General features: G+C 64.8%; 15 protein-coding genes. 14 read left to right on the top strand and 1 reads right to left on the bottom strand.

Going from position 1 to position 12,848, the window contains the following annotated elements; translation table 11 throughout:
- The first annotated feature begins 19 nt into the window (after positions 1–19).
- The 11 genes from NKH02_RS10040 (at position 20) to NKH02_RS10090 (ending at position 10,139) form a co-directional block, all read left to right on the top strand.
- The gene (locus tag NKH02_RS10040) at positions 20–364 is read left to right on the top strand and encodes a cupredoxin domain-containing protein (protein WP_352878337.1); all 345 of its coding nucleotides are present in this window, start codon (positions 20–22) and stop codon (positions 362–364) included.
- Between the two features lie 46 nt (positions 365–410).
- Positions 411–950 carry a sigma-70 family RNA polymerase sigma factor gene (locus NKH02_RS10045; protein ID WP_352878339.1) on the top strand — a complete coding sequence of 180 codons (540 nt, stop codon included), beginning with the start codon at positions 411–413 and terminating at the stop codon, positions 948–950.
- Positions 947–1,861, top strand: coding sequence for an anti-sigma factor family protein (locus NKH02_RS10050; RefSeq protein ID WP_352878342.1), 915 nt, complete (start codon positions 947–949; stop codon positions 1,859–1,861). The genes NKH02_RS10045 and NKH02_RS10050 overlap by 4 nt, the downstream gene beginning before the upstream one ends.
- Before the next feature lie 193 nt (positions 1,862–2,054).
- Positions 2,055–3,044, top strand: coding sequence for a sugar phosphate isomerase/epimerase family protein (locus NKH02_RS10055; RefSeq protein WP_352878344.1), 990 nt, complete (start codon positions 2,055–2,057; stop codon positions 3,042–3,044).
- A gap of 44 nt (positions 3,045–3,088) precedes the next feature.
- Complete coding sequence (locus NKH02_RS10060; protein WP_352864736.1) at positions 3,089–4,141, top strand: sugar ABC transporter substrate-binding protein; 1,053 nt, start codon at positions 3,089–3,091, stop codon at positions 4,139–4,141.
- A 69-nt stretch (positions 4,142–4,210) separates the two neighbouring features.
- On the top strand, positions 4,211–5,725 hold the full coding sequence (locus tag NKH02_RS10065) for a sugar ABC transporter ATP-binding protein (protein ID WP_352878347.1): 1,515 nt from the start codon (positions 4,211–4,213) through the stop codon (positions 5,723–5,725).
- A gap of 10 nt (positions 5,726–5,735) precedes the next feature.
- Positions 5,736–6,704: an ABC transporter permease gene (locus tag NKH02_RS10070; protein ID WP_352878349.1), complete on the top strand. Its 969-nt coding sequence runs from the start codon at positions 5,736–5,738 to the stop codon at positions 6,702–6,704.
- A complete protein-coding gene (locus tag NKH02_RS10075) occupies positions 6,701–7,576 on the top strand; it encodes a MurR/RpiR family transcriptional regulator (RefSeq protein ID WP_352864744.1) in 876 nt (291 codons plus the stop codon). The genes NKH02_RS10070 and NKH02_RS10075 overlap by 4 nt, the downstream gene beginning before the upstream one ends.
- Positions 7,573–8,466 (top strand): ribokinase, encoded by an 894-nt coding sequence (locus tag NKH02_RS10080; protein WP_352878351.1) that lies wholly within the window; start codon positions 7,573–7,575, stop codon positions 8,464–8,466. The genes NKH02_RS10075 and NKH02_RS10080 overlap by 4 nt, the downstream gene beginning before the upstream one ends.
- Before the next feature lie 102 nt (positions 8,467–8,568).
- Positions 8,569–9,066 carry a 5-(carboxyamino)imidazole ribonucleotide mutase gene (gene purE, locus NKH02_RS10085; protein WP_352878352.1) on the top strand — a complete coding sequence of 166 codons (498 nt, stop codon included), beginning with the start codon at positions 8,569–8,571 and terminating at the stop codon, positions 9,064–9,066.
- The gene (locus NKH02_RS10090; protein WP_352864753.1) at positions 9,063–10,139 is read left to right on the top strand and encodes a 5-(carboxyamino)imidazole ribonucleotide synthase; all 1,077 of its coding nucleotides are present in this window, start codon (positions 9,063–9,065) and stop codon (positions 10,137–10,139) included. The genes purE and NKH02_RS10090 overlap by 4 nt, the downstream gene beginning before the upstream one ends.
- A 4-nt stretch (positions 10,140–10,143) precedes the next feature.
- Here NKH02_RS10090 and NKH02_RS10095 read toward each other — a convergent pair whose 3' ends face one another.
- Positions 10,144–10,566 carry a lysozyme inhibitor LprI family protein gene (locus NKH02_RS10095; protein ID WP_352878355.1) on the bottom strand — a complete coding sequence of 141 codons (423 nt, stop codon included), beginning with the start codon at positions 10,564–10,566 and terminating at the stop codon, positions 10,144–10,146.
- Positions 10,567–10,795: 229 nt separating this feature from the next.
- On the opposite strand from NKH02_RS10095, the gene ykgO reads away from it, so the two are divergent.
- The 3 genes from ykgO (at position 10,796) to NKH02_RS10110 (ending at position 12,838) form a co-directional block, all read left to right on the top strand.
- Positions 10,796–10,921: a type B 50S ribosomal protein L36 gene (gene ykgO, locus NKH02_RS10100; protein WP_006327841.1), complete on the top strand. Its 126-nt coding sequence runs from the start codon at positions 10,796–10,798 to the stop codon at positions 10,919–10,921.
- 111 nt (positions 10,922–11,032) lie between these two features.
- Positions 11,033–11,638: a tetratricopeptide repeat protein gene (locus NKH02_RS10105; RefSeq protein ID WP_352864759.1), complete on the top strand. Its 606-nt coding sequence runs from the start codon at positions 11,033–11,035 to the stop codon at positions 11,636–11,638.
- A gap of 132 nt (positions 11,639–11,770) precedes the next feature.
- Positions 11,771–12,838: an alpha/beta fold hydrolase gene (locus NKH02_RS10110; RefSeq protein ID WP_352878356.1), complete on the top strand. Its 1,068-nt coding sequence runs from the start codon at positions 11,771–11,773 to the stop codon at positions 12,836–12,838.
- Positions 12,839–12,848: the final 10 nt, after the last annotated feature.

Here is a 12,848-nt window from a genome sequence, read left to right on the forward strand (position 1 = left end):
AACAGAAAAGGAAATCACCATGCTTTGCATACGTCTTCCGGCCCGGCACATGGCCGCGATCCTCACCGCTTTCACCTTGACCACGGCGACCTGCCAGCCACTGCGCGCGGCCGATGCGCCGATGGTGAAAATCGAGAATTTCGCCTTCACGCCGCCGGTACTGACGGTCAAGCCCGGCACCACCGTGATCTTCAGAAACGACGACGACATCCCGCATCAGGTCGTCTCCAACGATTCCTCCTTCCGCTCCAAGGCGCTTGACACCGGTGACACATATGAATTCAGCTTCACCAGAGCAGGCGACTTTGCCTATTTCTGCGGACTTCACCCGCATATGCAGGGCAAAATCACCGTCGCTCCCTGAGCGGGCGCGACAAATACTGCCCGGAGTGCCGGATCATGGTGCTGATTTGAGCGAGAAGGCCCTGGCCGAGCGCTTCGGCGAGGTGGTGCTGCCCCATCTCGGCGACGCACTTGCGCTCGCCCGTTGGCTGACCGGCAACGCCGCCGACGCCGAGGATGTGGTGCAGGAAGCCTGCGTGAAGGCGCATGCCGGCATATCAGGCTATGCCGGCGGCAATGCCCGCGCCTGGCTGCTGACCATCGTGCGCAACACCGCCTACACCTGGATGTCGCGCAACCGGCCGCGCGGCATGCTCGCCGTCGGCGACCTCGGCGATCTCGACGAGATGGCGGCAGCGCACGGCACCATGCTGCCCGACGAAGACGGACCAGAGGCGAGCCTGATCGCCAGGGCCGATACGGCAGCCCTCGAGGCGGCGATCGCAGCACTACCGCAGCCGTTCCGCGAGACGCTGGTGCTGCGCGACATCAACGGTCTCAGCTACCGCGAGGTAGCGGCAATGCTGGACGTACCGATGGGCACGGTGATGTCGCGGCTGGCCCGCGCGCGCGGCCTGCTTGCATCTGCACTGGGGAGAGCGCCATGACCAATCATGACGACGGACTGCCCAACGATCCCGAGGGCATCAGGCTGATGATCCATGCCCTCGTCGATGGTGAACTCGATGCAGCGGCCGCACTGGCGATGGAGCGGCGCATCGCCGCCGATCCTACACTGGCCGCCGAACACGCCCGCATCATTGCCTTGCAGGGCGCGCTCAGCCGCTTGCCGCGCCCCGATGTCAGCGATGCTTTTCGCGCGCGCATTGCCGCGCTTGGTGCGACAGGCACGGCACAGCCGGCGCAAGATGAAGCCGAGCCGCTGCGGGACCCGTCGCCGGAGCAATCGGGATTGATCGCGGGTGCACCAGTCGGGGGCGGCCGGCGACAGGACGCCAGGACACGTCCGTCGCGGACCCGAGCCCTGCCAAGGGCTCGCCGCTTCGGTTCGCTCGACTGGCGCACACTAGCCGCTTCGATGATGGTCAGCGCGGTGCTGGCCAGCGGGGTGACGCAATGGGTGATGGTCAACAGGGCATCCGACAGCTTTGCCGCGGCGGTCGCCAGCGGCCATCGCCGCAGCCTGCTTGCCGCCAGCCCGATCGACATCGTCTCGTCCGACCGCCATACCGTCAAGCCATGGCTCGACGCCCGGATCGGCGTATCGCCGCCAGCGCCTGACCTTGCCCAGGATGGCTATGCACTCATCGGTGGCCGGGTCGAGGTGATATCAGGTCGGCCGGTGCCGGCGCTGGTCTACCGCCACCGCGAGCATCTGATCACGCTGGTCGCCGAACCGCAGCAGGGCGGCGGCATCGCCGGGCCCGCCGATTTTTCGTCGGGCGGCTTCTCGCTGGTGCATTGGAGCGACGGCGCCTTCTCCTATTGGGCAATCTCCGACATGGAGCGGCCAGAACTCGATGACTTTGTCGCCCGCTTCCGCAAGGCGGCGGTGTGAGGACGGCCCTGCCCGGTTGCAGATCCACTCTGCCTGACAGATGCTCCAGCTTAAGACGCCAACCAGGAAACTGCCCCGCGCTTACCTGACCTCAGCCGGCCGCAACGGCGGCCTTGCGGCTGTTCATCGTCCCGCAAAACAACTTTACAAATGTTCGTTCTTATGTGAAGTTATGACTATTGAAGGGTCGATCATGATAGCCAATCGCTTCGCCACGCGCTTGAATTCCTTTGCCTCGCGACCACAGGCCGAATGGCCTGACCTCGCCGGCAAACCCTCGCTGCTGCAGATGGCGGCGCGCGCCGCCAAGGTTGCCGGGCTGACCGACCTCGATCTGAATTACCCCGACCATGTCGGCGAAAAGCCTGCTGAAATCGCCCGTAAACTCGGCGACCTCGGCCTTTCCATCAATGGCTTTGCCATGCGTTACTACTCCAACCCGGCCTTCAAGCTCGGCGCCTTCACCAATCCGGACCCGGCGGTGCGCCGTGAAGCAATCGACCTGACCAAGGCCGGCATCGATGCCGTGCGGGAGGCGGGCGCCAGCCTGATGACGCTTTGGCTCGGCCAGGATGGCTTCGACTACGTCTTCCAGGCCGACTATTCGACGCTCTGGCAACACGAAATCGATGGGATTCGTGAAGTTGCCGCGCATGATCCCGACTGCCAGATCAGCTTGGAATACAAGCCCAACGAGCCGCGCTCCTACAGCCTGATGCCGGACGCGGCGACGACCTTGCTGGCGATCCGCGATGTCGGCCTGCCCAATCTCGGCGTCACGCTTGATTTCGCCCATGTGCTCTATGCCGACGAACAGCCGGCCTTCGCCGCGGCCCTGGTGGCGCGCCACAGCAAGCTGCTCGGCGTGCATCTCAACGACGGCTACGCCAAGCGCGATGATGGCCTGATGGTCGGCGCGGTGCACACGCTGCAGACCATCGAGCTGCTCAGGCAGATCCGCCGCGACGGTTACGCCGGGGCCATCTATTTCGACACGTTCCCCGACATGACCGGGCTCGATCCGGTTCGCGAGTGCGAAGTCAACATCGCCACCGTCAAGCGCATGCTGCGCGTCGTTGACCGGCTGGAGCAGGACAATCGCCTGTCCGCCGCCATGGACAGCCAGGACGCGGTGACATCGCAGGCCATCATCCAGGAAATCATGCTCGGGCCGGATAGCTGAAGCCTCGGCCGGGCCATCACCGTTTTCAACAAGGGAGGAATACAATGAAACTTCTGCTTGCCACCGCTACCGCCGCACTGATGGCGCTGTCCATCGGCTCGGCCTTTTCAACAGATCTCGCGCCGCTGAATTCCGATACGGAAAAGGACCGCATCGATTGGTCGCAGGTCGAGGCCAAGTTCGGCGCTTTCCCCAAACTGCCCGAAGGCACCAAGGCGGGTGCCGTCTCCAAGACGCTAACCAACGAATACTGGCGCTCGCTGGGCGAGGGTTACAAAGCGTTCGGCGACAAAGTCGGCGTTCCCGTCGTCTACCAGGCGGCGCAGAGCGAGGGCGACCAGCTCGGCCAGCTGACCATCGCCGAAGGCCTTGTGACGCAGGGCTACAACGTGCTGCTCGTCTCGCCGCAGACCGACGCCAATCTGCAGCCGATCATGGAGCAGGCCAAGGCCGCCAATGTGCCGGTGGTCAACGTCAACGATGCGGTCATCCCGCAGTCCGAGCACTATGTCGGCAATGTCCAGCGCGACAATGGCGTGCGCGTCGCCAAATGGTTCATCAAGAACCGTCCGGATGGCGGCAAGGTCGCCATCGTCGAAGGCCAGGCCGGCGTCTATGCCGCCGTGCAGCGCACCGACGGCTTCAAGTCCACCATCTCAGAAGGGGGCAAGTTCGAGGTCGTCGCCAGTGTTCCCGGCAACTGGGACCGCCAGACCTCCTATGACGCGGCCACCAACATCCTGCAGCAGCACCCCGACCTGATCGGCTTCTATGCCAACAATGACGGCATGGCGCTGGGCATTGTCGAGGCGGTCAAGGCTGCCGGCCTGCAGGACAAGGTTGCCGTGTTCGGCACTGACGGCATTTCCGACGCCTATGCCTCGATCCGCGCCGGCGAATTGACCGGCACGGTCGATAGCTTCCCAGTGCTGACCGGCGAAGTGGCCCTGGAAACGGCGCTGCGACTGGTGGCCGGACAAAAGCTGCCGCGCGTCGTCGCCACGCCGCAGGCACTGATCACCAAGGACAATGCCGACCGCTATTCCGGCACCGGCGCGCGCAAGGCGCTGCTCGAGGATGCCGCCGCGGGCCAGTAAGGCCAATCGACGAGTGCCGGCCAGGGCAATTCGCTCCCGGCCGGCACCATTGCCCGGAAAGAGAACCCAATGTCACCCCGGCTGCAATTCCAGGGAATTTCCAAGCTGTTTCCGGCGGTGCGGGCGCTCAACGACGTGTCGTTCTCGATCAGCGCCGGTGAAATCCACGGTCTGCTCGGCGAGAACGGCGCCGGCAAGTCGACGCTGCTGCGCATCCTGTCGGGCGTCTACAGACCGACGGCGGGAAGCGTCCTTATCGACGGCAAGCCGGTGACGCTTGCCAATCCGGTCGCGGCGCGCGCCGCGGGCATCGCCATGATCCATCAGGAATTGCAGCAGGTGCCGCGGCTCAGCGTCGCGCAGAACATGTTTCTCGGCCATCCGCTGACGCGCGGCGGTATCTTCGTCGCCCGGGGAGAGCAGGAACGCCGCGCTGCCGAGGCTCTTGCAGCCCTTGATCCGTCCATCGACCCAGCCGCTCCTCTCGGAACCCTGAAGGTGGCGCAGCGCCAGATCGTCGAGATCGCCCGCGCGCTGCTCGATCGCGCCCGCATCGTCGCCATGGACGAGCCGACATCGAGCCTGACGCCGAGCGAATTCGAACGGCTGGCGCAAGTCATCACCGGCCTCGCTCGAGACGGCGTCGCCATCGTCTACGTCTCGCACAAGCTGGACGAGGTGTTCGGCATCTGCCGGCGCGCCACCATCATGCGCGACGGCGTGGTCATCGATACCGTCGACCTGAAAGGCCTGTCGGAAAAGGCGGTCGTGGCGATGATGGTCGGCCGCGAACTGGCGCAGGAACAGCATAACTCCCATGCCTCCGACGAGGTCATGCTGAGCGCGCGTGGCCTCTCCTCGGCAACGAAGGTGCGCAACGTGTCGTTCGATCTGCATCGCGGCGAAGTGCTGGGCATCGCCGGCCTCGTCGGTTCCGGCCGCACTGAATTGCTGCGCCTTCTGGCAGGGGCGGATCGAGCCACCTCCGGTACGATCGCAATCGATGGCAAGGCGACCCGATTTTCAAGCCCGCGCGATGCGATTGCCGCCGGCATCGGCCTGGTGCCGGAAGAGCGCAAGCGTGAGGGCATCGTGCCGCTGCGCTCGATCACCAGCAACATGGCGCTGGCCTCGATGGGCGTATTCGCGCCGCGCGGCGTCATCGATCACGCCAGGTTGAAACAGGTGGCGGCCGACAAGATGGGCCGCGTCAACCTGCGCCCATTCCTGCTCGACCGGCCGATCCGCCTGTTCAGCGGCGGCAACCAGCAGAAGGCGATCATCGGCCGCTGGCTGGCAGCGGGAACGCGCATCCTTTTGTTCGACGAGCCGACGCGCGGCATCGATGTCGGCGCCAAGGCGGAGATCTATCATCTGATTGAGGAGCTCGCCGCCGAAGGCCATGCGGTGATCGTCGTCTCCTCCGAGCTGCCCGAGGTGATCCGGCTCGCCGACCGCGTGCTGGTGATGCGCGACGGCACCATCGCGGCCGAACTCCACAGGGACGATATCAGCGAACAGGCGATCGCGGCACACGCCATCCCCCAGACGCAAACGCCGGCCGCACAGCAGGCAAGGCAATAAGGTGACGGATATGTCGGATACCACTCTGGTGCGGCCACGGGTCGAATTCCTGCGCGGGATTTCCATGCGCGATGCCGGCACGCTGATCGGCCTTGTCGTGATCCTCGCTGTCTTCGGCGCGCTGGTGCCGGGCTTCTTCGCCGAGCGCAACCTGATCAACATCCTGCAGCAGTCGAGCATCAATGCCTGCCTGGCGCTGGGCATGACGCTGGTCATCATCTCCGGCGGCATCGACCTGTCTGTCGGACCGACGGCGGCACTCTCGGCCGTCATCTCGGCCTCGATGATGGTCGCCGGCGTGCCGTTTCCGCTCGCCATCGCCGCCGGCTTCGCCATTGGCCTTGCCTGCGGCCTCGTCAACGGCATCCTCGTCGCCTATGTCGGGCTGCAGCCCTTTATCGTCACATTGGGAACGCTCAGCACCTACCGGGCGCTGGCGCTGATCTACACCGGCGGCAATCCGGTGCTAGGCCTGCCGGCAAGTTTCCGCGCCGTCTTCAACGGCTCGCTATTAGGACTGCCGCTGGCGGTTATCATCGTCGCCTTCGTGGCTGTTGTCGCCTGGGGCATTTTGAAGAAGACGCCGTTCGGCGAATATCTGCTCGCCGTCGGCGGCAATGAGGAGGCGGCCTACATCGCCGGCGTGCCGATCGCCCGCACCAAGATCGCCGCCTACATGATCTCAGGGCTGCTGGCAGCCCTTGCCGCGCAGATCCTGATCGGCCGGCTCGGTGCCGCCGAGCCCATCCTCGGCAATCTCTGGGAACTCGATGCGATCGCCGCCGCGGCCATCGGCGGGGCCTCGCTGATGGGCGGCAAGGGCAGCGTCGTTGGCACCATCCTGGGCGCCGTCATCCTCGGCGCCATGCGCAACGGTTTGACGCTGATGAACGTGCAGTCCTTCTATCAGCTTCTGGCAACTGGTCTTATAATCCTCGCCGCGATGCTTATCGATCGCGTGACGAGGGGGCGTGGATGACCTTGAGCGGGCTGGACCTGAAAGCGGTAGGACCGCGCATCCGCATGATGATGCCGCATCTCACCCCGCTGGAGGCGAAGGTGGTGGAAACCGTCTTTGGCCGGCGCGGCTTTGACGAGAGCATCCCGCTTAAGCAGATCGCCGAGGAGGCCGGCGTATCCGAGGCGATGGTGGTCAAGATCGCCAAGAAGCTCGGCTTTTCCGGCTATCGCGACTTCCGCACCGCCGTCTATGAATACAGCCGCCTGCCGACCGCCGAGATGCATCAGGAACTGTCATCCGACGACAGTTCGGCCGAGATCGTGCAAAAAGTGTTCCGCACTTCCATCCAGGCACTGGAGGAGACACTGGCGATCCTCGACATCGAGGATTTCGACCGCGCCGCGGATCTTCTCTACCGTGCGAAGAACCGGGATTTCTACGGCGTCGGCGGCTCGGCGCAGATCGCGCGCGACGTCTCTCACAAATTCCTGCGCATCGGCATCCGCGCATCCGTCTACGACGATTCGCATATGATGCTGATGTCGGCCTCGCTGCTCGGCGGCGACGACATCGCCGTCGGCTTCTCGCATTCGGGCAACACCTCTGCCGTCATCGACGCCATTCAGCTGGCCCGCAAGAACGGTGCGCGCACGCTGGCCATCACCAATTACGACAACTCGCCGCTGGCCGCCGTTGCCGACATCGTGCTGTGCTCGACCGCGCAGGGCTCGCCGCTGATGGGCGAGAACGCAGCGGCGCGCATTGCCCAGCTCAACATCCTCGACGCGCTGTTCGTCGCCGTGGCACAGCGCGACTACCAGGCGGCGGAGCGCAACCTCGGCCGCACCATGTCGGCGGTGGCATCGAAGCGAAAAGACCGGGGCTCATGACGACACCGCCGCTGGTCACCGTGTTCGGCAGCCTGCACTACGACATCATGGTCGACGCGCCCGACCGCCCACGCAAGGGCGAGACGGTGACCGGCCATGCCTGGCACCCGAAATGCGGCGGCAAGGGCGGCAACCAGGCCGTCTCGGCGGCAAGGGCCGGCGTGCGCGCGGCGATGATCGGCGCGGTCGGCGACGATGATTTCGGGCGGGCGTTGCTGGCCAATCTCGATCGCGCCGGGGTCGACCGCCGCTTCGTGCGGGTGGCCGCTGGCGCCGGCTCCGGAATGAGCGTGGCGATCTTCGACCAGGGCGGCGACTATGGCGCGGTGATCGTCTCGGGCAGCAATCTCACTCTGGGCGATGCCGACATTGCCGCCGCTTCCGAAATGATGTCCCAAGCGGCGGTGCTCCTGCTGCAGAACGAAGTGCCGGAAGCGGCCAACATCGCCGCCGCACGCGCGGCGAAGGCACAGGGCGGCCGCGTCGTGCTCAACGCGGCCCCGGCACGCAAACTCTCCGGCGATCTGATCGCGATGGTCGACATATTGGTGGTCAACGCCATCGAGGCGGAGTTCCTGGCCAGTACGGCGGTGGTCGAGACGCTTGACGGGGCCGCGCAAGCCGCACGGCTGCTGGCCGATCTTTGCCCTGTCGCGATCGTGACGGCGGGCGGCGAAGGCGTCGCCTGTTGCGAGCGGACCGGCGAGGCCTTCGCGCTGCCTGCCATCCCGGTCAAGGTCGTCAGCACGCATGGCGCCGGCGACGAATTCGTCGGTGCGCTGGCCGCGGCGCTTGCCCGTGGGGAGACCATGCTGGCGGCCGTCACCGCCGCCAATGCGGCTTCGGCCTTGCTGGTCTCGACACCCGAGGCCGAGCGCGACGGCATCTGACTGGCTGGTTTCCACCTTGCCGAACCGCTGCGGCGGCCGCCTATCCTTGCGGCTTGGCGCGAATTCCGCTAAGGCGCGCCTTTGTCGCCGGGGAACACGGACTTGGACGATCAACGCGCCGATGTCGCCATCATCATGGGCAGCCAGTCCGACTGGGCGACGATGCGCCATGCGGCCGAAACGCTGGAAGCACTGGGCATTCCGCACAAGCGGCTGATCGTCTCCGCGCATCGCACGCCAGACCGGCTCTACGATTTCGCCAAGGGCGCCAAGGCGGCCGGCTACAAGGTGATCATAGCCGGCGCCGGCGGTGCCGCGCATCTGCCCGGCATGACGGCGGCGATGACGCCGCTGCCGGTTTTCGGCGTGCCGGTGGAATCGAAGGCGCTTTCCGGGCAGGATTCGCTGCTCTCCATCGTCCAGATGCCCGCCGGGATTCCGGTGGGGACGCTGGCCATAGGCAAGGCCGGTGCCACCAACGCAGCCCTTCTGGCCGCTGCCGTGCTGGCGCTGAACGATGACAAGCTCGCCGTCCGTCTGGATGTCTGGCGCGCCGCGCAGACCGCCAAGGTCGCGACCGAACCGACGGACACGCCGTGAGCCTGCCCGCCGGATCGACCATCGGCATCATTGGCGGCGGCCAGCTCGGCCGCATGCTGGCTGTTGCCGCCTCCCGCCTCGGCTACCGCACGGTGGTGCTGGAGACGCAAGCCGATAGCCCGGCGGCGCAGGTCGCCAACCGGCAGATAACAGGTGCCTATGACGACCAGGCTGCACTTGCGGAACTGGCCGCGTCGAGTTCCGTCGTCACCTACGAGTTCGAGAACGTGCCGGTCGCGGCGGCCAGCGCGCTGGCCGCCAAGGTTCCGGTCTATCCGCCGGCGCACGCGCTGGAAGTAGCGCAGGACCGGGTGGGCGAAAAAACATTCCTCAACGGCATCGGCATTGCCACTGCGGATTTTCACGCCGTCGACAATGATGACGAACTGACGGCAGCGCTGAAAGCGTTCGACGGCAGCGGCATCCTGAAGACCCGCCGCATGGGCTATGACGGCAAGGGCCAGCGCGTCTTCCGCAACATGGAAACGGGTGGTTTCGCCGGCACCTGCGAGGCAATGGGCAATGTGCCGCTAATCCTGGAGTCCTTCGTGCCGTTCGAGCGCGAGATTTCGGTGATCGCGGCGCGTGGGCTGGACGGCGAGGTCGTCGCCTACGATCCGGCCGAGAATATCCACCGCAACGGCATTCTCCACACATCGACCTTGCCGGCCGCCATTATGCCCGAAACCGCGGAAGCGGCACGAATGGCGGCATCGAAGATCCTGTCGGCGCTGAACTATGTCGGCGTCATCGGCGTCGAGTTCTTCGTGCTCGCCGACGGCTCGCTGCTGGCCAACGAAATCGCGCCGCGTGTGCACAATTCCGGCCATTGGACGGAAGCAGCCTGCATCGTTTCGCAGTTCGAACAGCACATCCGCGCCGTTGCCGGCCTGCCGCTGGGGAATCCCCACCGTCATTCCGATTGCGTGATGGAGAACCTGATCGGCGACGATGTGCTGCGTGTTCCGGCCCTGCTCGCCGAGCCGGACCTGATGCTGCACCTCTATGGCAAGGCCGAGGCACGCCCCGGCCGCAAGATGGGCCATTTCACCCGGATCAGCCGTCGCGCCTAACTCCCTATTGCACCTCGTCGCTCTCGTCCTCGTCCGGGCTGGCGCAACTCGCATCGCCTTCCTCGCAATTGGCGGCGGCGGCGAGCTGCTCGATGCGATCATTGGTAAGCCTGGCCAGGCATTGCGAAACTTCCATCGGATGGATCGAACCGCCCGCGCTGGCCGCGGTGGAATGCGCGCACTCTGCATCGCGAAAAGCGATCCAGGCGCGTTGCGCCACCTGCAGCAGTCTCTTGTCGTCGGCGTCATCCGCGCTGATGAGGTCCTGGTAGGCCTTGTTGAGCCTGGAGTCGGCTTCCTGGTAATCCTCCCCGGCGCAGATGTTCATCATCTGCTGGCTGTCGTCGCCGCGATCGCATTCCTGCGCGCGGGCAACCGAAGCTCCCGCCAGCACGAGAATGCAGGCAGACAGGAAAATTCGGCGCATATCCATCCCCAAATCACTTCATGATGGCCGCATCATCCCAGCCGGCTGGAGCCCGCGCAATGCCGCAAGGCGGACATGGCGGATATTTGATGATATGGAGAGACGGAGCACGCTTGCGGTTGACACGGACAAGGCTCCTCGTTTATGAGCCACCCACAGTTCAAAGGCGCGTCTTCTGGCGCGCCTTAAAATTTCGACCCAGACCGGGTCCACACCGACAGGCAAGACCATGAAGATCAAGAATTCGCTCAAGGCGCTGAAGGCGCGTCACCGCGACAACCAGCTGGTTCGCCGCAAGGGCCGCGTCTACATCATCAACAAGACCGCCCCGCGCTACAAGGCACGCCAAGGCTGAGTTTTCGGGCTGGAGGCATCGCCTCCACCAGTTGATGCTTGTCGCCGGCCTGCCGGCCTTCTCACGCTAAAATCACTTTGACGTTCCGCCGCCCGGGGCTAGTGTCCCGCGATGCGGATTCTTTTTGCATTTTTGACGTCTCTGCTTGTTTCCGGCGCCATTTATGGCCCGGCACGGGCGGATGATGCTGTCGCGCCGCCAGCCACCCAGGACGCGCCGCCGGTCGCAACGACGAAGCAGGCCCGTCTCGACCAGCTGTTCAACGACCTGAAGCGCGAGCGCAACGAAAAGGCGGCCGAGCGCATTGCCGGCGAAATCTGGAATGAGTGGTCGCAATCCGGCAGCGCCTCGATCGATCTGATGATGCAGTGGTCGCAGAAGGCTGTCGAAGGCCAGAAGTTCGACGTCGCGCTCGATTTCCTCGACCAGGTGGTGACCTTGCAGCCAACCTATGCCGAAGGCTGGAACCGGCGCGCCACCGTGCATTTCATGATGAAAAACTACGGCAAGTCGATGTCCGACATCGACCATACGCTGCAGCTCGAGCCGCGCCATTTCGGCGCGCTGTCCGGCCTGGCGCAGATCATGGCGCTGACCGGCCACAAGCAATCGGCACTCGAGGCCTGGCAGAAAGTGCTGGCCATCTATCCGATGATGCGCAGCGCCCAGGACCAGGTTGGCACGCTTTCGGAAGAGCTTGCCGGAGAAGGCATTTAAGGGAGTAGGGATTAGGCAGTAGGCAGTAGGCAGTAGGTGCAGATAGCGTGCGGACATTCCCACTGCCTATTCCCTATTCCCTATTCGCTATTCCCTACTCCACAACTTATCCCCCTCCACCCCCGCATCTCCATGAACCTGATCTACGCCGCTCTTGCCTTCCTGATGACGCTTGCCTTCGGCTTTGTCGGCGTCACCCGCGCCGGTTCATGGCTGATCGAACGCCGCAATCCGTCGCTTGGTGAATTCGCCGACATCGATGGCGCCCGCATCCACTATGTCCATATTCCGGGATCCGCGAACGCCGAGTTACCGCCGATCGTCTTCATCCACGGCGCCAGCGCCAATCTCAGGGATCAGATGCTGCCGCTGCGGCCATTGCTCGAAGGTCGCGCCGAAATGCTGTTCTTCGACCGACCAGGCCACGGCTGGTCGGGTCGTGGTCCCGGCAACAACGAGGACCCGTCGGCTCAGGCCAACACCATCGCCGCGTTGATGGACCGTCTGGGCATCAGGAAGGCTGTTATCGTCGGTCATTCTTTCGGTGGTGTGGTGACATCGACTTTCGGCCGCGAGCATCCCGACAGGACGCTTGGCCTGGTCTTTCTCGCGCCGGCAACTCATCCGTGGCCGGGCGGCGCAACCTCCTGGTACTACCATCTGACGACCATTCCGGTGATCGGCTGGCTGTTTTCCGAGACGCTGACCTATCCGACGGGAAGGCTGCGGATGGAAGACGCCACGACCTGCGTCTTCTCGCCCAACAAGGTGCCGGACAACTATCTCGCCGCGGCCTCTATCCCGTTGGTACTGCGACCATCGGCCTTTCGTGCCAACGCCGCCGATGTCGCCGGGCTCTATCGCTACGCCCTTGGCGCCGCACCGCACTACAACCAGATCAAGGCGCCAACCGTGGTCATTTCGGGCGATCGCGACAAAGTCGTCTATGCGGAGATTCACTCGATCGGCCTCGCCCGCGACATTGCCGGCGCCGAACTCATCTGGGTGCACAATCTCGGCCACAAGCCGGACTGGATCGCGCCCGACCTGGCCGTCGGCGCCATCGAGAAGGTCGCCGGCAAGAACATCGACCTGCAGGCGATTGCGAAGGCTGTGGAAGCGCGCGTCGCCGGCGACGCTTACGGCGCCGGCGGATGTGCTGATATCAAGGCGCCGCAGGCCGAACTCGCGCCGACCTGATCACGCCTAA

It is taken from the genome of Mesorhizobium sp. M1396, from assembly GCF_040317725.1.
GTDB lineage: Bacteria > Pseudomonadota > Alphaproteobacteria > Rhizobiales > Rhizobiaceae > Mesorhizobium.

What these genes read in the sequence shown, in the direction of transcription:
- NKH02_RS10040 (WP_352878337.1), top strand. Translation starts at nt 20, where the DNA reads ATGCTTTGCATACGTCTTCCGGCCCGGCACATGGCCGCGATCCTCACC.
- NKH02_RS10050 (WP_352878342.1), top strand. Translation starts at nt 947, where the DNA reads ATGACCAATCATGACGACGGACTGCCCAACGATCCCGAGGGCATCAGG.
- NKH02_RS10055 (WP_352878344.1), top strand. Translation starts at nt 2,055, where the DNA reads ATGATAGCCAATCGCTTCGCCACGCGCTTGAATTCCTTTGCCTCGCGA.
- NKH02_RS10060 (WP_352864736.1), top strand. Translation starts at nt 3,089, where the DNA reads ATGAAACTTCTGCTTGCCACCGCTACCGCCGCACTGATGGCGCTGTCC.
- NKH02_RS10065 (WP_352878347.1), top strand. Translation starts at nt 4,211, where the DNA reads ATGTCACCCCGGCTGCAATTCCAGGGAATTTCCAAGCTGTTTCCGGCG.
- NKH02_RS10070 (WP_352878349.1), top strand. Translation starts at nt 5,736, where the DNA reads ATGTCGGATACCACTCTGGTGCGGCCACGGGTCGAATTCCTGCGCGGG.
- NKH02_RS10075 (WP_352864744.1), top strand. Translation starts at nt 6,701, where the DNA reads ATGACCTTGAGCGGGCTGGACCTGAAAGCGGTAGGACCGCGCATCCGC.
- NKH02_RS10080 (WP_352878351.1), top strand. Translation starts at nt 7,573, where the DNA reads ATGACGACACCGCCGCTGGTCACCGTGTTCGGCAGCCTGCACTACGAC.
- NKH02_RS10095 (WP_352878355.1), bottom strand. Translation starts at nt 10,566, where the DNA reads ATGCGCCGAATTTTCCTGTCTGCCTGCATTCTCGTGCTGGCGGGAGCT.
- ykgO (WP_006327841.1), top strand. Translation starts at nt 10,796, where the DNA reads ATGAAGATCAAGAATTCGCTCAAGGCGCTGAAGGCGCGTCACCGCGAC.
- NKH02_RS10105 (WP_352864759.1), top strand. Translation starts at nt 11,033, where the DNA reads ATGCGGATTCTTTTTGCATTTTTGACGTCTCTGCTTGTTTCCGGCGCC.
- NKH02_RS10110 (WP_352878356.1), top strand. Translation starts at nt 11,771, where the DNA reads ATGAACCTGATCTACGCCGCTCTTGCCTTCCTGATGACGCTTGCCTTC.